The following is a 22,727-nucleotide window of genomic DNA, read 5'->3' as shown; positions in this document are numbered from 1 at the left end:
CCCTCTCGGGCTTTCCTCCGGGCTTCCCTTCGGTGTTTCCGACTCTATCAGACTGTTTCCGGTCCGATTTCCTCGGTGCTTTCCAGGTTCTCGCTCTCGCGTTTCCCTTTCCGGCGGTTCCGACTTTATCAGAAGTTCTGAGTCGGAATTTCCACCCGCTCCGGGACTCGCCGGTCACGTATGAGGTGTCCGGGTTCCCGATCGGGCGGAGCCGTAAACGTACTGGAGCGGGGCGCCCCGATGCAAATCGGGGCGCCCCGCTCCATGTTCACGCGTACGAGGGGTCGTACGCGGGTCAGACCTCCACGACGACCGGGAGGATCATCGGCCTGCGCCGATAGCTGTCCGAGACCCACTTGCCCAGCGTGCGGCGGATGAGTTGCTGCATCTGGTGAGGTTCGACCACGCCGTCCTGGGCCGACCGCTCCAGTACTTCGGTGATCCTCGGGATGACGTCCGAGAAGGCGGAGTCCTCGATGCCGGAACCGCGGGCCTGGATGTGCGGGCCGCCGGTGATCTTTCCGGTGGACGAGTCCATGACCACGAAGACCGAGATGATGCCCTCGTCACCGAGGATCTTGCGGTCCTTCAGGGCCGGCTCTCCCACGTCGCCGACGGAGAGGCCGTCGACGTAGACGTATCCGGCCTGGACCTTGCCGGAGATCTTCGCCTTGCCCTCGACGAGGTCGACGACCACGCCGTCCTCGGCGATCACGATCCGGTCGTGCGGAACGCCGGTGAGCGCGCCGAGTTCGGCGTTGGCCCGCAGATGGCGCCATTCGCCGTGCACCGGCATCAGGTTCTTCGGGCGGCAGATGTTGTAGAAGTACAGCAGCTCGCCCGCGGACGCGTGGCCCGATACGTGCACCTTGGCGTTGCCCTTGTGGACGACGTTCGCGCCCCAGCGGGTCAGGCCGTTGATCACGCGGTACACCGCGTTCTCGTTCCCCGGGATCAGCGAGGACGCCAGGATGACGGTGTCGCCCTCGACGATCCGGATCTGGTGGTCGCGGTTCGCCATGCGCGACAGCGCCGCCATCGGTTCGCCCTGGGAGCCCGTGCAGACCAGGACCACCTCGTGGTCCGGGAGGTCGTCGAGCGTCTTGACGTCGACCACCAGACCCGGCGGGACCTTCAGATAGCCCAGGTCCCGGGCGATGCCCATGTTGCGCACCATCGAACGGCCGACGAAGGCGACCCGGCGGCCGTACTCGTGCGCCGCGTCCAGAATCTGCTGGATGCGGTGGACGTGGCTGGCGAAGCTCGCCACGATGATCCGCTTGCGGGCGTTCGCGAAGACCGTGCGCAGGACGTTGGAGATGTCCCGCTCGGGCGGCACGAACCCCGGGACCTCGGCGTTCGTCGAGTCGGCGAGGAGAAGGTCGATCCCCTCCTCACTCAGCCGCGCGAACGCGTGCAGGTCGGTCAGCCGGTTGTCGAGCGGGAGCTGGTCCATCTTGAAGTCGCCGGTGTGGACCACCATGCCCGCGGGGGTGCGGATGGCCACGGCCAGCGCGTCGGGGATGGAGTGGTTGACCGCGACGAACTCGCAGTCGAAGGGACCGACGCGCTCGCGGTTCCCCTCCGTCACCTCGAGGGTGTACGGACGGATGCGGTGCTCCTGGAGCTTGGCCTCGATGAGGGCGAGGGTCAGCTTGGAGCCGATCAGCGGGATGTCCGGCTTCTCGCGGAGCAGGAAGGGGACACCGCCGATGTGGTCCTCGTGGCCGTGGGTGAGGACGATGCCCTCGATGTCGTCGAGGCGGTCTCTGATGGACGAGAAGTCCGGCAGGATCAGGTCGATTCCGGGCTGCTCCTCCTCGGGGAAGAGCACTCCGCAGTCGACGATCAGGAGGCGGCCTCCGTACTCGAAGACCGTCATGTTTCGGCCGATCTCGCCGAGGCCGCCGAGCGGGGTGACCCGCAGGCCGCCCTCGGGCAGCGGCGGCGGGGGGGCCAGTTCAGGATGCGGATGACTCAAAAGACTCTCCTCACCACACGCGCCACGTACCGGTAGGGCACGTGGCGCGCATGACGTTCGTGCAGAAGCAGTTGTCGTTGTGGGGTACGGGCACCGGTGGCCCGCTCATTCAGTTGGTATTCAGTTGTGGAGCCTTGGTGCGCGGCGCGCGGCGCGCGAAGTCTGGTACTAGAGCTGTACCCCGCCGGCAGCAAGATCGATCTTGAGCTGGGCGATCTCTTCGGGTGTGAGTTCGACCATAGGCGCGCGGAGCGGTCCGGCGGGCAGGCCCTGGAGCGCGAGCGCGGCCTTGGTGGTCATGACGCCCTGCGTGCGGAACATGCCGGTGTAGACCGGGAGCAGCTTCTGGTGGATCTCGGTCGCCTTCTGGACGTCACCCGAGACGAAGGCCTCCACGAGGGCCCGCAGGTCGGGGGTGACCACGTGGCCCACGACCGAGACGAAGCCGACCGCGCCCACGGAGAGCAGCGGCAGGTTCAGCATGTCGTCGCCGGAGTACCAGGCGAGGCCGGACTGGGCGATGGCCCAGCTGGCGCGGCCGAGGTCGCCCTTGGCGTCCTTGTTGGCGACGATCCTCGGGTGCTCGGCGAGCCGGACCAGTGTCTCGGTGTTGATCGGGACGCCGCTGCGACCGGGGATGTCGTACAGCATGACCGGCAGCTCGGCGGCGTCGGCGACGGCCTTGAAGTGCCGGTACAGGCCTTCCTGAGGGGGCTTGTTGTAGTACGGCGTGACGACCAGCAGGCCGTGTGCGCCGACCTTCTCGGCGGTGCGGGCCAGCTCGATGCTGTGGCGGGTGTCGTTGGTGCCGACGCCGGCCACGATGTGGGCGCGGTCGCCGACCGCCTCCAGTACGGCTCGTACGAGGTCCGCTTTCTCCGCGTCGCTGGTGGTGGGCGACTCGCCGGTGGTGCCGTTGACGATCAGGCCGTCGTTGCCTGCGTCCACCAGGTGGGTGGCGAGTCGCTGCGCGCCGTCGAGGTCGAGTGCGCCGTCCGCCGTGAAGGGCGTGACCATGGCGGTGAGGACCCGCCCGAAGGGGGTCTGCGGAGTCGAGGTCGGAGCCATGGGTAACACGCTACTCGGTACGCAATACGTGGTCTTCCCTTGGGGTGCCGGGAAAGTCAGGACAAAAGAGGAACCCGGCACTGCCTGCTCGGGGGTTCAAGCAGTGCCGGGTCCGTTTGATCAGGCTAGATGAACTTCCCCAAATGCCGCAATACGGACACTTCGCCAGGCTGACCCGTACATGTGTGCCGCGCTACGGCGCGACGCGGCCGTTGGCGTTGAATGCGGCGTACGTGAGCGGCATGAGCTTGGCCCACTCGGCCTCCATCCTCTCGCCCACCATCTCGATCTCCCGCTGCGGGAAGGACGGCACCTTGGCCAGCTCGTGCTGGGTGCGCAGGCCGAGGAAGTGCATCAGCGAGCGGGCGTTGCAGGTCGCGTACATCGAGGAGAACAGGCCCACCGGGAGGACCGAGCGGGCCACCTCGCGCGCGACGCCGGCGGCCAGCATCTCCTGGTAGGCCTCGTACGCCTGCCGGTAGGAGTCCTCCATCACGCGGCCGACCAGTTCCTGCTGGGCCTGGGTGCCCTCGACGAAGACGTACTTGCCGGGGCGGCCCTCCTGGACGAGCTTGCGGGACTCGTCGGGGACGTAGAAGACCGGCTGGAGCTCGCGGTAGCGGCCGCTCTCCTCGTTGTACGACCAGCCCACGCGGTGCCGCATGAACTCGCGGAAGACGAAGATCGGGGCGCTGATGAAGAAGGTCATCGAGTTGTGCTCGAAGGGGCTGCCGTGCCGGTCCCGCATCAGGTAGTTGATCAGGCCCTTGGAACGCTCCGGGTCCTTGCTCAACTCGTCCAGGGACTTCTCCCCGACGGTCGACACACGGGCCGCGAACAGCACGTCCGAGTCAGCCGCGCTGTGTTTGACCAGTTCGACGGTGACGTCGCTACGCAGGTCGATCTTGAGTTCGTCGTCGGGGGTGGGGGTCACGATGCGGAGGGTCCTTCCCATCTCGTCTCTTGGCGACGCCACTCTACGGCCCCACGAAACGGGGCGTTGAGTGGCGGGACCCGATGAAGTCGGTGAAAGCGGGCACCCTTTCGGGGACCCGTGCGTCTGTGTTGATGAGAGGCACTCGTTCTACCCCGAAAGGAGACTCGTCCCCGATGTTCCGTCGGCGCGAGCCCGTACCCTTCGCCTTCCTCGCCGAGGCCGACAGGTTCCGCGGCAATGTCACTCCCCCGGCCCCTGAGCGGGCGTCCGTCGGCCAGATAGCCGGGCGCTGGCTGCTGGCGCTCACCATCGTCGCCGGGCTCGTGGGCTCCCTGCTCCTCGGGATGCCCGCGCTGTCCACACCGTCCGGCGCGCAGGCCCAGCAGTCACAGGCTTCACAGGGGCACTGACTCTTCCGGGCCCCCTCGGGTGGTGAGCAGGAACACAGGCGGATAGCCTCACCGGGCACAGCCCATGCATGGATTGAGTGAGGACCAGCCGTGCCCCTGCCCTTCCTGACGGCCGACCGTACGTTCGAGGCGGCGCCCGACAGCGCGCTGCCGTACGACGACCGCGACCGCTGGCGGCGCCCCTACCGGCCCGGACCCTGGCGGGTGGGCGCCGCGGCGCTGTGCCTGATGCTCGCCTCGTTCGTGCTGTTCGCCGCGGTCCTCATCGCCCTGACCGGCTCACTGTCCTCGGCCGGGACGGTCCTCGGCATCGCGCTGGTGATCATCCTCGGCGCGCTGCGGCTGCTGCGCATGGGCGTGTGGGTGAGCGAGCGCGGGGTGCGCCAGGTGGGTTTCCTCCTCACGCGTACGGCGCCGTGGGAGCGGATCGCGGGAGTGCGCACGGTGCAGCGGCCGGTTCGCTGGCTGGGGCTGCCCCGCACGGTGCAGGGGCAGGCGCTGACCCTCGTACACAGGGATCGTGGCACGGAGGACCTGCCGCCGCTGCTGACCACGCACGGCCTGGACTTCCTGGCCCGGCCCTCGGCCTTCGACCGGGCGGCGGACGCGGTGGAGGCGTGGGCGGCGGAGTACCGGCGGGACTGAGCCCGGAAGCGACGTGAACGGGCCGGTCCGCAGCGGTGCGGACCGGCCCTTTTCTCGTCTTCGTCGCCGTATGGCTCAGGCCTGGACCGGCCTGCCCTCGTGCAGAGCGATCGCGCGCTGCATCGCCTTGCGGGCGCGTGGGGTGTCGCGGGCGTCGTGGTAGGCCACGGCTAGGCGGAACCAGCTGCGCCAGTCGTCGGGGGCGGCCTCCGTCTCGGCCTTGCGCCTGGCGAAGACCTCGTCGGCCGAGTCGCGGTCGACGCGGCCGCTCGGGGTGCGCTTCAGCTCGTCCACGGGCAGGCCGCCCTCGGCGTCGAGTTCGGCGGCGAGCTGGTTGGCCTTGCGGACGAACTGGGTGTTCTTCCACAGGAACCACAGGCCGATCACCGGCAGGATCAGTACCGCGACCCCGAAGGTGACGGTGAGGATCGTGCCGGACTGGATGAGCATGACACCGCGGCTGCCGACCAGGAGGAAGTAGAAGACCAGGACGGCGGCCGTGACGGCATAGGAGATCTTCGCGCGCATGTGAGCAGGCCTCTTGTCAGCCCAGGTCCAGGAAGTGTTCCAGGCCGAAGGTCAGGCCCGGAGTGGTCACCACGCGGCGCGCGCCGAGCAGGATGCCCGGCATGAAGCTGCTGTGGTGGAGCGAATCGTGGCGGATGGTGAGCGTCTCGCCCTCGCCGCCCAGCAGCACCTCCTGGTGGGCCAGCAGCCCGCGCAGGCGTACGGCGTGGACGGGGACGCCGTCCACGTTCGCCCCGCGCGCGCCGTCCAGGGCCGTCACCGTGGCGTCCGGCGCCTGCGCGGTGCCGGCCTGGCGGCGGGCCTCGGCGATGAGCTGGGCGGTGCGCGTGGCGGTGCCGCTGGGGGCGTCCACCTTGTTCGGGTGGTGCAGTTCGACGACCTCGACGGACTCGAAGTACGGCGCGGCGATCTGCGCGAACTTCATGGTCAGCACGGCTCCGATGGAGAAGTTCGGCGCGATGAGCACACCGGTCTCCGGGGACTGCGCGAGCCAGCCGTTCAGCTGCGCGAGACGGTCGTCGGTCCAGCCCGTCGTACCGACGACCGCGTGGATGCCGTGGCGCACGCAGAAGTCGAGGTTGTCCATGACCGAGGCGGGGGTGGTCAGCTCGACCGCGACCTGGGCGCCGTTGTCCGCCAGCGTCTCCAGCTTGTCGCCCCGGCCCAGGGCGGCGACCAGCTCCATGTCCTCGGCGGCCTCGACGGCCCGTACCGCCTCGGCACCGATGCGTCCCTTGGCCCCGAGGACCGCCACGCGCAGCTTGCTCATGTCTGTTGCTTCCTTAGCGAGGGGTGTTAGACGACAGCGAGGGGTGTTAGACGACGGCGTCGTGCAGCCGTGCGGCCTGCTTGTCCTTCAGCGGGCCGATGACCGACAGCGACGGGCGCTGTCCCAGGATGTCGCGGGCGACCGCGCGGACCTCGTCCGGGGTGACCGCGGCTATCGCCGCCAGCATGTCGTCGACGGACATCTGCTCGCCCCAGCACAGCTCGCTCTTGCCGATACGGTTCATCAGCGCGCCGGTGTCCTCCAGGCCCAGCACCGTGGAGCCCTGGAGCTGGCCGACGGCGCGGCCGATCTCGTCGTCGGAGAGACCGTGCTCGGCCACGTGGTCGAGCTCGTCGCGGCAGATCTTCAGCACGTCGTGCACCTGGCTCGGGCGGCAGCCCGCGTACACGCCGAACAGGCCGCAGTCGGCGAAGCCGGAGGTGTACGAGTAGACGCTGTAGGCCAGGCCGCGCTTCTCCCGGACCTCCTGGAACAGGCGCGAGGACATGCCGCCGCCGAGGGCCGTGTTCAGCACGCCCATGGCCCAGCGGCGGTCGTCGGTGCGGGCCAGGCCGGGCATGCCGAGGACGACGTGCGCCTGCTCGGTCTTGCGGCCCAGCAGCTCGACGCGGCCCGCGGTGCGGATGCTGCGCCGGCCCTCTCGCGGGGCGAAGGGCTGGGCCTCGGGGTTCTTGAGGGCGCCCGCCTTCTCGAAGGCGGCACGGACCTGTCGTACGACCTTGTTGTGGTCGATGTTGCCGGCGCACGCGACCACGAGGTGGGTCGGGTCGTAGTGCTTCTTGTAGAAGCGGCGGATGCGGTCGGCGGTGAGGGCGTTGACCGTGTCGACCGTGCCCAGGACCGGGCGGCCGAGGGGGTTGTCGCCGAACATCGTGTGCGCGAACAGGTCGTGCACGCAGTCGCCCGGGTCGTCCTCGGTCATGGCGATCTCTTCGAGGATCGCGCCGCGCTCGACGTTGACGTCCTCCTCCAGGATCAGGGAGCTGGTCAGCATGTCGCAGACGACGTCTATGGCGAGCGGCAGGTCGGTGTCGAGCACCCGCGCGTAGTAGCACGTGTACTCCTTCGCCGTGAACGCGTTCATCTCGCCGCCGACGGCGTCGATGGCGGAGGAGATGTCGAGGGCGGACCTGCGCTGCGTGCCCTTGAAGAGGAGGTGCTCCAGGTAGTGCGTGGCGCCGTTCAGGGACGGCGTCTCGTCTCGGGAGCCGACGTGCGCCCAGATGCCGAAGGTCGCGGAGCGCACGGAGGGCAGGGTCTCGGTGACGATGCGCAGGCCGCCGGGGAGGGTGGTCTTGCGGACCGTGCCGATGCCACCCGTGCCCTTGATGAGGGTTTGGGTACGGGCGACGGCCCGCGCCTCCGAGGAGGAGCGGGCCGTCACCTTGGAGCCACGGGACGTCACTGGTCGGCGTCGTCCTTCGTCGTCTCGGCGCCCTCGGCGGAGCCGCTGTCGGACTCGCCCTCGATCACGGGGATGAGGGAGAGCTTGCCGCGGGAGTCGATCTCGGCGATCTCGACCTGGACCTTCTGGCCCACGCCGACGACGTCCTCGACGTTCTCCACGCGCTTGCCGCCGGCCAGCTTGCGGATCTGCGAGATGTGCAGCAGACCGTCCTTGCCGGGCAGCAGGGAGACGAACGCACCGAAGGTGGTCGTCTTCACGACCGTACCCAGGTAGCGCTCGCCGACCTCGGGCATCGTCGGGTTGGCGATGCCGTTGATCGTGGCGCGGGCGGCCTCGGCCGAGGGACCGTCGGCGGCACCGATGTAGATCGTGCCGTCGTCCTCGATGGTGATCTCGGCGCCCGTGTCCTCCTGGATCTGGTTGATCATCTTGCCCTTGGGGCCGATGACCTCACCGATCTTGTCGACCGGGATCTTGACGGTGATGATCCGCGGCGCGTTCGGGGACATCTCGTCGGGCCGGTCGATGGCCTCCATCATCACGTCGAGGATGTGGAGGCGGGCGTCGCGGGCCTGCTTGAGGGCCGCGGCCAGGACGGAGGCCGGGATGCCGTCCAGCTTGGTGTCGAGCTGGAGGGCGGTCACGAAGTCCTTGGTGCCGGCGACCTTGAAGTCCATGTCACCGAAGGCGTCCTCCGCACCGAGGATGTCGGTGAGGGTGACGTAGTGCGTCTCGCCCTCGATCTCCTGGGAGATCAGGCCCATGGCGATACCGGCGACCGGGGCCTTCAGCGGCACACCGGCGTTCAGCAGCGACATGGTGGAGGCGCAGACCGAGCCCATGGACGTCGAGCCGTTGGAGCTGAGGGCCTCGGACACCTGGCGGATCGCGTAGGGGAACTCCTCGCGCGTGGGCAGCACCGGCACGAGGGCGCGCTCGGCGAGGGCGCCGTGGCCGATCTCGCGGCGCTTCGGGGAGCCGACGCGGCCGGTCTCACCGGTGGAGTACGGCGGGAAGTTGTAGTTGTGCATGTAGCGCTTGCGGGTCACCGGGGAGAGGGTGTCCAGCTGCTGCTCCATACGGAGCATGTTGAGGGTGGTGACGCCCAGGATCTGAGTCTCGCCACGCTCGAACACGGCCGAACCGTGCACCCGCGGGATGGCCTCGACCTCGGCGGCCAGCGTGCGGATGTCGGTGACACCGCGGCCGTCGATGCGCTTCTTCTCCTTGATGACGCGCTCACGGACCAGGGTCTTGGTCAGCGAGCGGTACGCGGCGGAGATCTCCTTCTCGCGGCCCTCGAACTCCGGCAGGAGCTTCTCGGCGGCGAGCTGCTTGACGCGGTCCAGCTCGGACTCGCGCTCCTGCTTGCCGGCGATGGTGAGCGCCTGGGCGAGCTCGGGGCGGACGGCGGCCGTCAGCGCCTCGAGGACGTCGTCCTGGTAGTCCAGGAAGATCGGGAACTCGGCGGTCGGCTTGGCGGCCTTCGACGCGAGGTCGGCCTGGGCCTTGCAGAGCACCTTGATGAAGGGCTTCGCGGCGTCCAGACCGGCGGCGACGACCTCCTCGGTGGGCGCCTCGGAGCCGCCCTCGACCAGCTTGATGGTCTTGTCGGTGGCCTCGGCCTCCACCATCATGATCGCCACGTCGCCGTCCTCCAGGACGCGACCGGCGACCACCATGTCGAAGACGGCGTCCTCGAGCTCGGTGTGCGTCGGGAAGGCCACCCACTGACCGCGGATCAGCGCGACGCGGACGCCGCCGATCGGGCCGGAGAAGGGCAGGCCGGCCAGCTGCGTCGACGCGGACGCGGCGTTGATCGCCACGACGTCGTACAGGTGGTCGGGGTTGAGCGCCATGATCGTGGCGACGACCTGGATCTCGTTGCGCAGGCCCTTCTTGAAGGACGGGCGCAGCGGGCGGTCGATCAGGCGGCAGGTGAGGATCGCGTCCTCGCTCGGCCGGCCCTCACGGCGGAAGAAGGAACCGGGGATCTTCCCGGCCGCGTACATGCGCTCCTCGACGTCCACCGTCAGGGGGAAGAAGTCGAGCTGGTCCTTGGGGTTCTTGGAGGCGGTGGTGGCCGACAGCACCATGGTGTCGTCGTCCAGGTACGCCACGGCGGAACCGGCGGCCTGCTTGGCCAGGCGGCCCGTCTCGAAGCGGATGGTGCGGGTACCGAAGGCGCCATTGTCGATGACGGCCTCGGCGTAGTGGGTCTCGTTCTCCACTAGCGTTTTCTCCGTTACTTGTCGTCTTTCGTCCCTCCCCGCCCGTGTGGCGGGGGGACGGTGGCGGAGAAGCGCTCCGTGCAGTGCGGGCCGGTCTTCGATCGAAGCACCCGGGGCTCGCTTCCCCCCGGGGGCCACTACCGAGGACCGGCGGCGGCGTGGTGCGCTTCTCCTCGTGTCCTACGTATTGCGTTTTGCTACCACACTACAAAGCGTGGGTGACACTCCGCACGTTTCCGTACGTACGGCAAAGGGAGCGGCCCCCGATGTTCCACGGGAACCGCTCCCTTCACGGCGACTTACTTGGCGCCCGCCGCACCGCGGCGGATGCCGAGGCGGTCGACCAGCGCACGGAAGCGCTGGATGTCCTTCTTGGCGAGGTACTGCAGCAGGCGGCGGCGCTGACCGACCAGGATCAGCAGACCACGGCGGGAGTGGTGGTCGTGCTTGTGGGTCTTGAGGTGCTCGGTCAGGTCGGAGATCCGACGGGACAGCAGAGCGACCTGGACCTCGGGGGAGCCGGTGTCACCCTCCTTGGTACCGAACTCGCCGATGATCTGCTTCTTCGTAGCGGCGTCGAGCGACACGCGTACTCCTCGTAGTCTTCAAGTGGCCACCGAGTGCCCCCGGTCTTTGTCTCGGGGGAGCTTCCGTTACTCGGGAGGCGGGGATCCGCTGGGCGCGGCCTCCAGGGCCTGCAGGGGGTGCCTGCGGGGCTCCGGGGGTGCGTACACAAACGGCCATCAGCCAGGGTACCAGTGCCCGCGGACGGCGCGGCCCCGCCCTATCCCACCAGGGAGCGCACCTCGGTGAGGACACCGAGTACCGCGAGGCAGAGCGGGACCAGGGTGAGCAGGACGGCGCCCTCGGCGAGGTCGAGGAATCGGCCCCAGAAGGGTGACAGCCCCTTGCGCGGTACGACGATGCCGATCCCGGTGATCAGGGCGGCCCCGGCCGCGACGGCAGCCGTCAGCAAGGCGGCGCGCAGATCGAGCGCACCGCGCTCGCCGTGCAGGACGAAGTCGGCGACGGCCCCGGCCGGCGGGTGCAGCGCGAGGCCGAGCAGCAGCAGCGCGACGGCCGCGAGGCCGGCCACCAGGACGCAGGCCACCTGGGAGGTGTACCGGAAGAGCCGGGCCCGGATCAGCATGGCCAGCCCCGTGGTCAGGGCGAGCAGCCGGCCCCAGACGTTGTCCGAGAAGCCGAGGACCGCCGCGGCGGCGACCACCACCGCCGATGTGCCGCCCACCAGGCCGAGCAGCATCTCGTGGCCGCGCCTGGCCTGTGCGGCGATGCGCTCGGCGTCGAGCGGGTCGGCGTCCGGGCCCTGCGCGGGGTCGGGGTCGAAGTCGTCGTGGGTGGCGGAGCGCGGCGAGGCGTAGCCGATGGGCAGCCGGGCGAAGCGGGCCGAGAGGCCCGGCAGGAACGCCACCAGTCCGATGGCGACAGGGGCGCACACCGAGGCGGCTCCCGTGGCGGACGCCTCGCCGAGGATGGCCACGAAGGTGGCGAGGGTGCCCGCCGTCGCCAGGAAGGAGGCGGCCACGAAGGGTGCGTCCCCGCCGGGGGTGAGCGCGACCAGCGCGACCGAGGCCACCAGGACGGTCACACAGCCGAGCATGAACTGCAGCTTGCCCGGACCCTGCCCGTCCGGCGGCGCGACGATTCCGGCGCCGGCGATCATCAGCAGGGGCAGCGCGCCCAGCCCCACCGCGACGGCCGCGGCCCGGTCCGCGTACACCCGCGCACGAACACTCGCGAAAGCCGTCAGCAGCAGGCCGAGCCCGCCGGCGATGACTCCGGGCAGCCCGTGCGTGTCGTGGCGCACGGGATCGGCGTACCAGAGGACGAAGCCGCACAGCAGCAACAGGAGCGCGCCGCCGGTCAGGCCCGCGACGCGCAGCAGGTCGTCGCTCCACAGGTGCCGGTCGCGTACGACGGCGGAGGCGACGGCGTCCGAGACGTCGTCGTAGACCGCGGGCGGCAGCGACTCGGCGAAGGGGCGCAGGCTGAGCACCTCGCCGTCGAGGACCCGTTCGTCCGCGAGGGTGCGGGCGCCGTCGAGCACACTGCCGTCGCGGCGGACCAGGTGGTAGCCGGTCGGGGTGCCGACGGGCTGGGTCTGGCCCGTGAGGCGGAGGATCTCCGGGTAGACGTCCGCGACGGGGATGTCCACCGGGAGCGCCACGTCGATCCGGCTGTCGGGTGCCACCACCGTGACCCTGCAGAACCCCGTCGCCGCGGTCGTACTCACCTTCACTGCCCCCCTGTTCGCGGATGCGTACGCTGCGGGCGTCACCCTACCGGCACGCGGTGTCAGTGGTGGCAAGTAGGATCGCCGGCACACGGAGGACGACCGTCGCCACGGGGGTGCCGGTGATCAACCGATCGTCCGTATAGGGGGATTGATGCTCCGGTGAGCCAGATCGTCATCAAGCGCCCGCCGCGCACCTTGCCGCCCGAAGTGCCCGTGGATGAGCTGCAATTGGAGGCTCCTCCCGAGCTGCCGCGCGGGCAGCAGGAGGGCATGCTGATGCAGGTCCTGCCGACGCTCGGCATGGGCTCGTCGGTGGTGTTCTACTTCGCGTCGCCGAACGCCCACCCGTTCATGCGGATCATGGGCGTGGTGATGCTGATGTCGACGGCCGCGATGGTGGTCTCGCAGATCATCCGCTACCGCCGCGGTACGCAAGGGCAAATGGCCGATGTGCGCCGCGACTATCTCCGGTACCTCGCGCAGACCCGGCGTTCGGTCCGCAAGACCGCGCTGCGGCAGCGGGACGCCCAGCTGTACCTGCATCCGTCGCCGGAGCAGCTGTGGTCGGTGGTCGCCGAGGGCAGCCGGGTGTGGGAACGGCGGGTCGGGGACGCGGACTTCGGCCAGGTGCGGATCGGACTGGGCCCGCAGCAGCTGTCCACGCCCCTGGTGGCGCCGCACACCGCGCCCGTGGACGAGCTGGAACCGCTGAGCGCCGGCGCCATGCAGCGGTTCCTGGCGGTGCACGGCCAGTTGGACGGCCTGCCGGTGGCGGTCTCGCTCCGCGCCTTCTACCACGTGACGGTGTCCGGCGACCCGGAGTGCGCGCAGGCCGCGGCACGCTCGCTCGTGGCCCAGGCCACCACCCTGCACTCCCCCGACGACCTGATCGTGGCCGTCGTCACGTCCCCCGGCGCGGTGGGCCGCTGGGACTGGACCAAGTGGCTGCCGCACTGCCAGCTGCCGGGGCAGTTCGACGGAGCCGGCACGCGCCGCCTGTTCGGCGACGACCTGGGCGAGCTGGAGCAGTTGCTGACCGGCCGCCTGGACGGCCGGCCGCGCTTCGGCCGGGACGCTCAGCCACTGCTGGACCAGCCGCACATCCTGGTGGTCCTCGACGGCGGCATGGTGCCCCCGACCTCCGCGTTCGCGGCGGCGGAGGGCCTGCAGGGAGTCACCATCGTCGAGGTGGTCCCCGGCGAGCTCGACCAGGCCCGCGGCGACCTGTCCGTCGTCGTACGCCCGGAGCGGCTGTGGCTGGACTCCGGCGGCGGCGTCGCCTACGAGGGCGTGCCCGACGGGCTGTCCCTGCCCGCCGCGGAGGCCCTGGCCCGGCAGCTCGCGCCGCTGCGCATGGGCGGCGGCGACGATGACGAACCACTGCTCGCCAACCTGGACTTCACCGATCTGCTGGGCCTCGGCGACGCCGCGTCCGTGGACGTCACGCGCACGTGGCGGCCGCGTTCCACGCCGGAGCGGCTGCGCGTGCCGATCGGCGTCGGCGAGGACGGCCAGCCCGTGATGCTGGACCTCAAGGAGGCCGCCCAGGACGGCATGGGCCCGCACGGTCTGTGCGTGGGCGCCACCGGCTCCGGCAAGTCGGAGCTGCTGCGCACCCTGGTGCTGGGCCTCGCGGTCACCCACTCCTCCGAGACGCTGAACTTCGTCCTCGCCGACTTCAAGGGCGGCGCGACCTTCGCCGGCATGTCGCAGATGCCGCACGTCGCGGCCGTGATCACCAACCTGGCGGACGACCTGACCCTGGTCGACCGCATGGGCGACGCCATCCGGGGCGAGCTGCAACGGCGCCAGGAGCTGCTGCGCTCGGCCGGCAACTACGCCAACCTCCACGACTACGAGAAGGCGCGTGCCGCGGGTGCGCCCCTGGAGCCGCTGGCCTCCCTCGTCCTCGTGATCGACGAGTTCAGCGAACTCCTCACGGCCAAACCGGACTTCATCGACATGTTCATCCAGATCGGCCGCATCGGCCGCTCCCTGGGTGTGCACCTGCTGCTCGCCTCGCAGCGCCTGGAGGAGGGCCGGCTCCGGGGCCTGGACACCTACCTGTCGTACCGGATCGGTTTGCGCACGTTCTCCGCCGCCGAGTCCCGTGCGGCCCTGGGCGTGCCGGACGCCTATCACCTGCCCTCCGTCCCCGGCTCCGGGTACCTGAAGTTCGGCACGGACGAGATGGTCCGCTTCAAGGCGGCGTACGTGTCGGGGACGTACCGTGCGGGCGGGCCCGTGGTCACGCAGGGCAGCCTGTCCATCGAGCGCCGGCCGGCGCTCTTCACGGCGCCGCCCGTGCCGGTGGCCTACCTGGCCCCCGACCCGGCGCGACTGCAGGAACCGGCCGCCCGTCCGGAGGACGACGCGCTGGCCGACACCGTGCTGGACGTCATCGTGCAGCGGCTCGAGGGCCAGGGCGTGCCCGCGCACCAGGTGTGGCTGCCCCCGCTGGACCAGGCGCCGACGCTGGACCAGTTGCTGCCCGCGCTGTCCGTGTCCCCGGAACGGGGCCTACAGGCACCCGAGTACTCGCGTCCGGGTGGTCTGACGGTTCCGCTGGGTCTGATCGACAAGCCCTTCGAGCAGAAGCGCGAGGTGTTGTACCGGGACTTCTCCGGCGCGGCGGGCCACATGATGGTCGTGGGCGGCCCGCAGTCCGGAAAGTCGACGCTCCTGCGCACCCTGGTGACGTCGTTCGCGCTGACGCACACCCCGCACGAGGTGCAGTTCTACTGCCTGGACTTCGGTGGCGGCGGTCTGGTTTCGCTGTCGGACCTCCCCCACGTGGGCGGTGTGGCCTCGCGCCTCGACCCGGAGCGGGTCCGGCGCACGGTCGCGGAGGTGGCGGGCATCCTCAACCGCCGCGAGCAGTTCTTCCGCGCCAACGGCGTCGACTCCATCACGACGTACCGAAGGCGCCGCGCGGCGGGCGAACTGCCCGGCGAGGCCTGGGGCGACGTGTTCCTGGTGATCGACGGCTGGGGCAACTTCAAGACCGACTACGAGGGCCTGGAAGGTGTCGTCAACGACATCGCGGGCCGAGGCCTTGGCTACGGCGTCCACGTCGTCGTCTCCGCCTCCCGCTACATGGAGGTGCGGGCGGCCCTCAAGGACCAGATCCTGGGCCGCCTGGAGCTGCGCCTGGGCGACGTCATGGACTCCGAGTTCGACCGCAAGGTCGCCATGAACGTGCCGGCCGGCGTCCCCGGTCGTGGCCAGGTGCCGGAGAAGCTGCACTTCATGGCGGCGCTGCCCCGTGTCGACGGCTCTTCCTCGCCGGACGACCTGGCCGAGGCGACGGCTCAGCTCGTCCAGGCGGCGAAGGCCGGCTGGCAGGGCCCGGCGGCCCCCACGGTCCGTCTCCTGCCCCGCAAGCTGCCCGCCGACCAGCTGCCCAAGGGCTTCGAGTTCCCGCAGCACGGCATCGCGGTCGGTATCGACGAGGCGAACCTGGAGCCCGTCTTCATCGACCTGGACACCGACCCGTTCTTCCTCGTCTTCGGCGAGAGCGAGTCCGGCAAGACGAACCTGCTGCGCCTGATCGCGAAGCAGATCACGGAACGCTACACACCCGCCGAGGCCCGGATCGTCGTCGGCGACTACCGGCGCACCATGCTGGAGACGGTGCCGGAGGAGCACCTGCTGGAGTACGCCCCCATGGCGTCGGCGATGCAGGTCCACATGGACGCGATCCGCCAGTTCATGGAGATGCGCGCGCCGAAGCCGGACATCACGCCGCAGCAGCTTCGCGACCGCAGCTGGTGGAACGGCCCGCAGCTGTTCGTCATCATCGACGACTACGAGCTGGTCGCCACCAACTCGGGCAACCCACTGGCCCAGTTGGTGGAGCACCTGCCCTTCGCGCGCGACGTGGGCGTCAAGTTCATCATCGCCCGCAGCGCGGCCGGTGCCTCACGGGCCATGTACGAGTCGTTCATGCAGCGTGTGAAGGAGCTGGGCGCGCAGGGTGTGGTCCTGTCGGGCGACCCGAGCGAGGGCGACATCCTGGGCACGGTCCGGGCCCGTCCGATGCCGCCGGGCCGTGGCGTGTTCGTGTCGCGCAAGCGCGGTACGTCGCTGATTCAGGTGGGGTTGCTTCCGCAACGCCACTAGAGTGATTGATCGAGTCTTTACTTCGTTCAGGTGAACGAAGCGAACGGGGAGAACGGGGAGGCGGCTGAGGTGAGTTCGAACGGGGGCAGCGGGTCGGGCGGTAGCCACGACGCACCGGACACGGGCAAGTCCTTCGACAGCTTGGCCGGGGTGAACCCGCAGATGGCGCTCGACATTCAGCACAGCGCCATGAAGAACTTCAAGAAGCGCGTCGACGAGCTGCTCATCGAGCTCGACAAGTCGGAGGCGGCCCCGGGCAAGGTCGGCCAGGACCGCCTGTCCCGCGCCCAGCTGGGCTCCTCCGACTTCAAGGAAGCACAGTTCCTTTACGACTCCTACACCCTCGTCCACGACGAGTTGGAGAACCTCTCGAAGGCGCTGAGCGCACAGATCGAGGGGATGGGGTTGGCGGTGCACGCGTCTCGGGTGGGTTACGCGAATCTGGATGACGACATCCGGGCGCGGATGAAGGAGGTCAACGCGGAGACCGAGAAGTACTACGTGGCCGACCGGGATCCGTACGCCGACCAGCGGACCGCGTCGCCGACCTCGACACCTGCGGCGGAGAGCGAGGAGGGCCTGTAATGGCTGAGCAGCCCGCGCGGCGAGAACCGAAACTCGCTCGTACTGACTTCGAGTCCATGACCCACGAGCAGTTGGCGGCGATGCTGGACGAAGCCAGCTCGGAGGGCGCCTCCCACCTCGCCGGAAGACTTTCCAAGGCCGCCTCGACGATCACCAAGATCGGCGACGACCTCATGCAGCACGTCAAGGGGCTGGAGTGGCAGGGCCAGGCGGGCGACTCCTTCCGTGACTGGGGTGGCCAGACGGCGAGCGCGACCCTTCGGCTCGGGCAGTACGCCGAGGTGGCCTCGCGCTGGATGGACACGGTGTCACAGGCCATCACCGAGGCGAAGGCGGCCATGCCGGACACCTCGGAGACGACCCAGGCCAAGGCCGACCTGGCCGACGCCCACGCGACGATCGCGGCGGCCAAGCAGCCCGGCGCCCACAACGACCCCGACGCCCGGAAACTGGCGACGACCGCCCATTCCGACGCGACGGCGGCCCAGGGGCGCATCGATGCGGCTCGCGCTGAGGCTGCTCAGCAGATGCGGAAGCTGGCTCAGGCGTATGAGTACTCGGCGCAGGAGGTGAACAGTGTGCCGCCGCCTACGTTTTCGCCGCCGGCGGGCAAGACGGGTTCCGACAACTGGTGGGTCGCCGACGGCAAGAGCCATGAGTCAGGAGGTAGCACCTACGCGAGCGGCGGCGGCAGCAGCTCGGGGAGCGGCTACCTTGCCGTGCAAGGGGGCGGCACCGGAGCCCACGCCGCCACGCATTCGGGCTCGCCTGCCGTCACCGGTCAAGCCTCCCCAGGCCTGGGTGGACACCACGTGCAGCAATCGCAGCCGGTCTCCCTGGACATCGACAGCGCAGACACGCTCCCGCGGACCGCGCCTCCTGCCTCCCCGACTCCCGCCGAAACTCGTGTGCCGCACCCAGGGGTGCCGCTGCCTGACCAGCCAACCGCCGTGCCGCCTACCTTCAGGGGAGGCGGGCGTGAGCCCGGCCTGCCATCCCCTGGGCGTGTGCCTGCTTCCGGGCGTCTCCCGCAAGTGCCCGGATTGGGAAGGGCGACCGGGAGCGTTCCTCGCATGCCACGTGAGACGGGAATCGTCGGGGGGCGCCCGGTTACGAATCCCGGACGGGCGGCGAACAGCATCCCGCGTGGAACGGTCATCGGCAAGGAAAACGCGCAGGGGCGCACCCCCATGGGGCGGGGCATGTCCCCGGGCTCTCCCGCCGGTGGGGGAACGCGCTCCGGCGGCGGCCTGGTCGGCGGCCGTCGCCTGGCCTCGGAGACAGGCGGCGTCGTCGGCAGCCGTCCGGGTCAGCCCGGACGTAGCGGCGGGCGACCCTTCACCGCCGGCGGTTCGGGACTCGTCCGTCCGTCGACCAATGCCGCTGATCCAGGGCACGGTTCGGCGGCCGGCCGTACGGGAGCGACGGGTCGTCCCTCCAACGCACGTAAGGAGCAGCAGCAGGAGGGCCAACGCCCGGATTACCTCGCTGAGGACGAAGAGACCTGGACACGGGACAATCGCCGGACTCTTCCTCCAGTGATCGACTGAGCCCGAGACGATCCCACCCAGGAAGGCATATGCGTACCAGAGGCAAGCGGACACTGCGGCCCCTGCCGACGGCGTCGGCTGTTCTCGGCCTGCTGCTCGTCGGGGTTGCCGCCACCCCCGCCCATGCGGAATCGGTCCGAGCTCGCCAGTGGCACCTCGATGCCATGCACGCCGACGAGATGTGGAAGACGAGTACCGGCCGTGGCATCACGGTGGCGGTCATCGACTCGGGAGTCGACGACTCATTGGCCGACCTCAAGGGTCAGGTACTGGACGGCAAGGACTACTCGACCCAGCGCGGCGACGAACACACCGACATCGCCGGCCACGGCACTGACATGGCCGCGCTCATCGCGGCCACTGGCGCACGGGGTTCGCTGGACGGCTCGTACGGGCTCGCGCCGGGAGCCAAGATCCTGCCTATCCGCATGCGCTATTCGACGGAGCAATTCGGTCAAGTCGACGAGGGATCCGTCTACTCCGCAACGATGTCCAAGGCCATCCGCTACGCGGCAGACTCCAAGGCCCAGATCATCAACATCTCCATGGCGGCCGGCAACTCACCTGGTCGCAAAAACGTCAGCACACCGGAGCTGGCAAGCGCGGTCGAATACGCCATCGCCAAAGGGAAACTGATCTTCGCAGGTGTTGGCAACAGCGGTGATACCTCCAACCTCCCTGAGTACCCGGCTTCTACACCCGGCGTCGTAGGAGTGGGCGCGATCACACAGAAGATCAAGCGGGCCGCGTTCTCCCAGCACGGGTCGGAGGTTGACGTCACCGCCCCTGGAGTGAACATCTTCCATGCGTGCCTCGGTGGAACGGAGATCTGTAAGAGCCAGGGCACCAGCGACGCCACCGCCCTCGCCTCCGCCTCCGCCGCCCTCATCTGGTCCAAGCACCCCGACTGGACGAACAACCAGGTCCTCCGGGTGCTCATCAACACGATGAAGGGCAACGAGAAGAGCTGGACGCGTAACGACGACTTCGGTTACGGCATCGTCCGCCCGCGTGTCGCCCTCCAAAATCCAGGTGACCCGGGCCCAGCCGACGAGTACCCGCTCCCCGACCTGGCCGCCGCGGCCTCCAAGTCCCCGTCTCCTGAGGCGTCCGATTCCAACGGCTCCGCAAGTGTCGGCAAGAGCGCTGACAAGACCGAAGCCACGGCATCCAAGGAGAACGACGGCGGCAACACCCCCCTGTGGATCGGTCTGGGCATCGCAGCCGCCGCACTGCTCGGGGCCGCCATCACGATCCCGATGCTCCGCGCACGCAGGCGTCAAACGGCTCCGGTGCCGACCGCACCACCGATGCCGCCCGCGCACCAGCCGTACGCGCCCCATCAACAGCAGCAGCACCCGTCCTTCGGTCCACCCCAAGGCCATGTCACCGGCACGCCGACCGAGGGAGCGCCGCCCCGCCCGGGACAGCACCCGTGAGCGTGCGAGCACGTAATCGATCAAGCGCCAGTGACAACCGGGAGGACCGACGTGTCGTTCGATGAGTTGTGGGGCCAGGCCCGCAGCAGTGCCGCGGCCCGCCAGCACAGCAGCATGGAATTGAACCAGCTCGCCGCCAGCGGAGGCGGAGGAGGCGGCGGTGGTTCCGACTACACCGTGACGTCGCCTGATCTAAAGGCCGTGGGCAATGAGGCGCAGGAGCTGTACCACCACCTTGAGACCGATGCCTTCCACGCAGGTGCTCAGACGAACACGGCGTCGACCGATCTGACCGATGACGGCTTCAAGACCGGCTTGGCCCTGTACTCGGCATGGGACACGTGGCGGTCACAGGCGGAAGCGCTGCTGAGTGCGTGCGCCCACATCCACAACCATCTCGAGGACACGGTCATCACTCACAAGAACCACGAAGAAGTCCTCGTGACCAACCTCTCCGTCGAAGAGATCGGCAAGCACTTCAAGTGAGGCTTTCATCATGGTGAGTTTCGACCAGTTGCTCCAGGCCCGCTTGGGGAGCATGCAGGATGCCGTCGATGACTGGACAGAGGCAGTCAAGAAACTGACAACTCTCCAGGAAAAGGCGGAGAACGGGCTGCAGCGCAAGGCCGAGAAAGCCGACTGGAAGGGCGAGAACGCTGGCATCACCCTGCCCTTCGTCAAGAAAACCGCGAAGGAGTTCGGAGACGCGGTCAAGGAAGCCGAGAGCATCCGGAACATCCTTCGTGACGCCTTGGCCGAGTTCAAGGCAGCCAAAAAGAATCTCAACGATGTGGTCGACGACGCACCCGCCAAGGGGATCCGCGTCGACTCCAACGGTGTCGTCAGCTATCAGGTCCATCCCGACCGCCGCGGCAAGGACTACGACGGGCCGGACCCCAAGGAAGCGGACTTCGACAAGGTCCGCGCGGACATCAAGGCAGCACTGGACAAGGCTAACGACGCCGACGACATTGCCTCCCGTGCGCTGCGCACACTGGTCGGGAAGGACGATAACAACTTCTCGGGCACCGACTACAACTCCCTTAAAGATGCTGAAAAGGCGCAGGAAGTAGCGGACGCCAAGGAGTTCGTCGCGATCTCGAAGCAGGGTGCCGACGCGTCGCCCGCTGAGCTGGCCCATGCGAATCAGCTCCTCAAGGAGCACACCGGTGACAGGCTGTTCTCCGAGAAGGTAGCAACGGGCATGGGTGGCAAGGGCACCATGACCTTCTGGGCGGCCGTCGCGGACTCCCATCAGGGGAACTTGCCCAAAAAGGAACTTGCCACCCTCAAGGATTTGCAGAAGAATCTCAGTCTCACGCTGGCAGAGGCCTCGCACTCGAACAGCCCGCAGATGCAGCAGTGGAAGAAGGACGTCATCGACCTGGGGGATCAGCAGTTCATCACTGATCCGACCAAGGACACGACGGGTCCCTACGGGTTCCAGATCACGAGCAGTCTGATGCGGCAGGGAGAATTCGACACCAAGTTCCTGAACGACTACGGCGACAAGCTGTTCAACTACGAAAAGAACACCAACGTTCCTCAGCTTTGGTCGCACGGCGGACAGTATTACGATGCCTTGAACTTCGGCGCGGCGAAGAACGATGACGGTAAGGACCCCATGACGGGCTTCCTTGAGGCCTTGGGGCACAACCCGCACGCTTCGACCGAGTTCCTGCACGACAAGGAGCACTTCAACTACCTCACCGGGGTGGAAACCAAGAACGGTCCTGAGCCGCGTGTCTGGCCACAGGACAGTGCAAACTTTGTACCGAACCCCGATCAGAAGCAGGGGCTTCCTGGCTTCGTATCACTCGGGCACGCTCTGGAGGCCGCGACTACCGGCCACAGTTACGAGGACGGCCCCTCGCCTGAGACTTCAGTTCATTCCAAGGATCAGGCCGAGATCATGAAGAACATCGTGAACAACATGTCCAAGAACCCGGATCTGGTACGGGACGGAATGGCGGACAGCCTCGGCAAGATTTCCGCCGAGTACATGTCCGACATCCACCGGGCACTGGATCCGAACAAGGGTGATCTGGACGTCATGTTCCCGAACAATGGGGCGGACGCCGGGCTGCACGAGCGTGACGTAACGCGCTTCCTGCACACAGTCGCCCAGGACCCTGACGGGTACGCGGCGGTGAATCTGGGCCAGCACCAGTACACGGCCAGCATCGTTGACTTCCACGCACAGCACCCCGAGCTCTACGTCAACAAGCTTTCCCCTGACCATCGGGATGCCATGAATAGTGCGGTCACCAGCTTCGCCAAGGACGCCGGCGAGATCGAAGGCATCATCGGCGCCGGCCGCGATTATGCACTTGAGAACAAGATCGTGGAACACGACAGCAGCTACAACACCGCCCTCGGAAAGGCGGGAACCTGGGCGGGCAGCCTTGCAGGCATCGGAGTAAGTCTCGGCACGTCGCCGTTCGTAGGCCCATCCGGCACCATCGCGGGCGGCCTTCTTGGCACCGCTACGGGAGAAGTCCTCAACGGTATCGTGGGGGCGAATCAGCACGATCACCTAGCGGACCAGGTGTACCGGAACGGGGCGAGCTGGGAAGACCTCAAGAACGACACCGTCACCACCACAAAACAATCCATTTCGGCAACTGACTTGCGTCACAGCCCCGACCTTGGTCTTTTCCAGTCCACGGCGGCCACAGCGGTCGACGACGGCTTCGGTGCGGCAAAGGATGACGTGGAGAAGTACTTCGCGGGTGAAGCCTCCAGAATGCCGAAGAACTAGTAGGGACGCTACAGA

The 22,727-nt window shown here is 68.5% G+C and carries 17 protein-coding genes; 8 read left to right on the top strand and 9 right to left on the bottom strand.

Annotation, left to right across the window (positions count from 1 at the left end; all coding sequences use genetic code 11):
- Nucleotides 1–295: 295 nt before the first annotated feature.
- The 3 genes from ACZ7L0_RS30530 to thyX all read right to left on the bottom strand — a co-directional run bounded on the left by ACZ7L0_RS30530 (nucleotide 296) and on the right by thyX (nucleotide 3,983).
- Complete coding sequence (locus tag ACZ7L0_RS30530; RefSeq protein ID WP_471245741.1) at nucleotides 296–1,981, bottom strand: ribonuclease J; 1,686 nt, start codon at nucleotides 1,979–1,981, stop codon at nucleotides 296–298.
- Nucleotides 1,982–2,149: 168 nt separating this feature from the next.
- Nucleotides 2,150–3,049, bottom strand: a complete 900-nt coding sequence (gene dapA, locus ACZ7L0_RS30525; protein ID WP_471245740.1) for a 4-hydroxy-tetrahydrodipicolinate synthase — start codon at nucleotides 3,047–3,049, stop codon at nucleotides 2,150–2,152.
- 193 nt (nucleotides 3,050–3,242) lie between these two features.
- The gene (thyX, locus tag ACZ7L0_RS30520) at nucleotides 3,243–3,983 is read right to left on the bottom strand and encodes an FAD-dependent thymidylate synthase (RefSeq protein WP_471245739.1); all 741 of its coding nucleotides are present in this window, start codon (nucleotides 3,981–3,983) and stop codon (nucleotides 3,243–3,245) included.
- A gap of 176 nt (nucleotides 3,984–4,159) precedes the next feature.
- Between thyX and ACZ7L0_RS30515 the strand changes: the two genes are divergently transcribed.
- Both ACZ7L0_RS30515 and ACZ7L0_RS30510 read left to right on the top strand, forming a co-directional pair.
- Entirely contained in the window at nucleotides 4,160–4,396 is a 237-nt protein-coding gene (locus tag ACZ7L0_RS30515; RefSeq protein ID WP_471245738.1) for a hypothetical protein, read from the top strand.
- Between the two features lie 90 nt (nucleotides 4,397–4,486).
- Nucleotides 4,487–5,041 (top strand): hypothetical protein, encoded by a 555-nt coding sequence (locus ACZ7L0_RS30510; protein ID WP_471245737.1) that lies wholly within the window; start codon nucleotides 4,487–4,489, stop codon nucleotides 5,039–5,041.
- A gap of 75 nt (nucleotides 5,042–5,116) precedes the next feature.
- Here ACZ7L0_RS30510 and ACZ7L0_RS30505 read toward each other — a convergent pair whose 3' ends face one another.
- The 6 genes from ACZ7L0_RS30505 to eccD form a co-directional block, all read right to left on the bottom strand.
- The gene (locus ACZ7L0_RS30505; RefSeq protein WP_471245736.1) at nucleotides 5,117–5,569 is read right to left on the bottom strand and encodes a hypothetical protein; all 453 of its coding nucleotides are present in this window, start codon (nucleotides 5,567–5,569) and stop codon (nucleotides 5,117–5,119) included.
- A gap of 16 nt (nucleotides 5,570–5,585) precedes the next feature.
- Nucleotides 5,586–6,338, bottom strand: a complete 753-nt coding sequence (dapB, locus tag ACZ7L0_RS30500) for a 4-hydroxy-tetrahydrodipicolinate reductase (RefSeq protein WP_471245735.1) — start codon at nucleotides 6,336–6,338, stop codon at nucleotides 5,586–5,588.
- Nucleotides 6,339–6,384: 46 nt separating this feature from the next.
- Complete coding sequence (locus ACZ7L0_RS30495; RefSeq protein WP_471245734.1) at nucleotides 6,385–7,764, bottom strand: M16 family metallopeptidase; 1,380 nt, start codon at nucleotides 7,762–7,764, stop codon at nucleotides 6,385–6,387.
- A complete protein-coding gene (locus ACZ7L0_RS30490; protein ID WP_471245733.1) occupies nucleotides 7,761–9,998 on the bottom strand; it encodes a polyribonucleotide nucleotidyltransferase in 2,238 nt (745 codons plus the stop codon). Before ACZ7L0_RS30490 ends, ACZ7L0_RS30495 begins: the two co-directional genes overlap by 4 nt.
- Before the next feature lie 299 nt (nucleotides 9,999–10,297).
- A complete protein-coding gene (gene rpsO, locus ACZ7L0_RS30485; RefSeq protein ID WP_030177470.1) occupies nucleotides 10,298–10,585 on the bottom strand; it encodes a 30S ribosomal protein S15 in 288 nt (95 codons plus the stop codon).
- 197 nt (nucleotides 10,586–10,782) lie between these two features.
- Nucleotides 10,783–12,252 carry a type VII secretion integral membrane protein EccD gene (eccD, locus tag ACZ7L0_RS30480; RefSeq protein WP_471245732.1) on the bottom strand — a complete coding sequence of 490 codons (1,470 nt, stop codon included), beginning with the start codon at nucleotides 12,250–12,252 and terminating at the stop codon, nucleotides 10,783–10,785.
- Between the two features lie 162 nt (nucleotides 12,253–12,414).
- On the opposite strand from eccD, the gene eccCa reads away from it, so the two are divergent.
- From eccCa to ACZ7L0_RS30450, 6 genes are all read left to right on the top strand, one after another.
- Nucleotides 12,415–16,377, top strand: a complete 3,963-nt coding sequence (gene eccCa / locus ACZ7L0_RS30475) for a type VII secretion protein EccCa (RefSeq protein WP_471245731.1) — start codon at nucleotides 12,415–12,417, stop codon at nucleotides 16,375–16,377.
- Nucleotides 16,378–16,446: 69 nt separating this feature from the next.
- Nucleotides 16,447–16,962, top strand: a complete 516-nt coding sequence (locus ACZ7L0_RS30470; protein ID WP_471245730.1) for a hypothetical protein — start codon at nucleotides 16,447–16,449, stop codon at nucleotides 16,960–16,962.
- Nucleotides 16,962–18,512 carry a WXG100 family type VII secretion target gene (locus ACZ7L0_RS30465; protein ID WP_471245729.1) on the top strand — a complete coding sequence of 517 codons (1,551 nt, stop codon included), beginning with the start codon at nucleotides 16,962–16,964 and terminating at the stop codon, nucleotides 18,510–18,512. Before ACZ7L0_RS30470 ends, ACZ7L0_RS30465 begins: the two co-directional genes overlap by 1 nt.
- A 29-nt stretch (nucleotides 18,513–18,541) precedes the next feature.
- Nucleotides 18,542–19,951: a type VII secretion-associated serine protease mycosin gene (gene mycP / locus ACZ7L0_RS30460; RefSeq protein ID WP_471245728.1), complete on the top strand. Its 1,410-nt coding sequence runs from the start codon at nucleotides 18,542–18,544 to the stop codon at nucleotides 19,949–19,951.
- Between the two features lie 51 nt (nucleotides 19,952–20,002).
- The gene (locus tag ACZ7L0_RS30455) at nucleotides 20,003–20,437 is read left to right on the top strand and encodes a hypothetical protein (protein WP_471245727.1); all 435 of its coding nucleotides are present in this window, start codon (nucleotides 20,003–20,005) and stop codon (nucleotides 20,435–20,437) included.
- Between the two features lie 10 nt (nucleotides 20,438–20,447).
- Nucleotides 20,448–22,712, top strand: a complete 2,265-nt coding sequence (locus tag ACZ7L0_RS30450; RefSeq protein WP_471245726.1) for a DUF6571 family protein — start codon at nucleotides 20,448–20,450, stop codon at nucleotides 22,710–22,712.
- Nucleotides 22,713–22,727 lie beyond the last annotated feature (15 nt).

This window comes from Streptomyces sp. NPDC039424 (assembly GCF_055639495.1).
This window is presented reverse-complemented; position numbering and strand designations above follow the sequence as displayed.

Excerpts from the sequence above, each read along its gene's own strand:
- dapA (WP_471245740.1), bottom strand. The coding sequence starts at position 3,049 with ATGGCTCCGACCTCGACTCCGCAGACCCCCTTCGGGCGGGTCCTCACC.
- ACZ7L0_RS30515 (WP_471245738.1), top strand. The coding sequence starts at position 4,160 with ATGTTCCGTCGGCGCGAGCCCGTACCCTTCGCCTTCCTCGCCGAGGCC.
- ACZ7L0_RS30505 (WP_471245736.1), bottom strand. The coding sequence starts at position 5,569 with ATGCGCGCGAAGATCTCCTATGCCGTCACGGCCGCCGTCCTGGTCTTC.
- dapB (WP_471245735.1), bottom strand. The coding sequence starts at position 6,338 with ATGAGCAAGCTGCGCGTGGCGGTCCTCGGGGCCAAGGGACGCATCGGT.
- ACZ7L0_RS30465 (WP_471245729.1), top strand. The coding sequence starts at position 16,962 with ATGGCTGAGCAGCCCGCGCGGCGAGAACCGAAACTCGCTCGTACTGAC.
- mycP (WP_471245728.1), top strand. The coding sequence starts at position 18,542 with ATGCGTACCAGAGGCAAGCGGACACTGCGGCCCCTGCCGACGGCGTCG.
- ACZ7L0_RS30450 (WP_471245726.1), top strand. The coding sequence starts at position 20,448 with ATGGTGAGTTTCGACCAGTTGCTCCAGGCCCGCTTGGGGAGCATGCAG.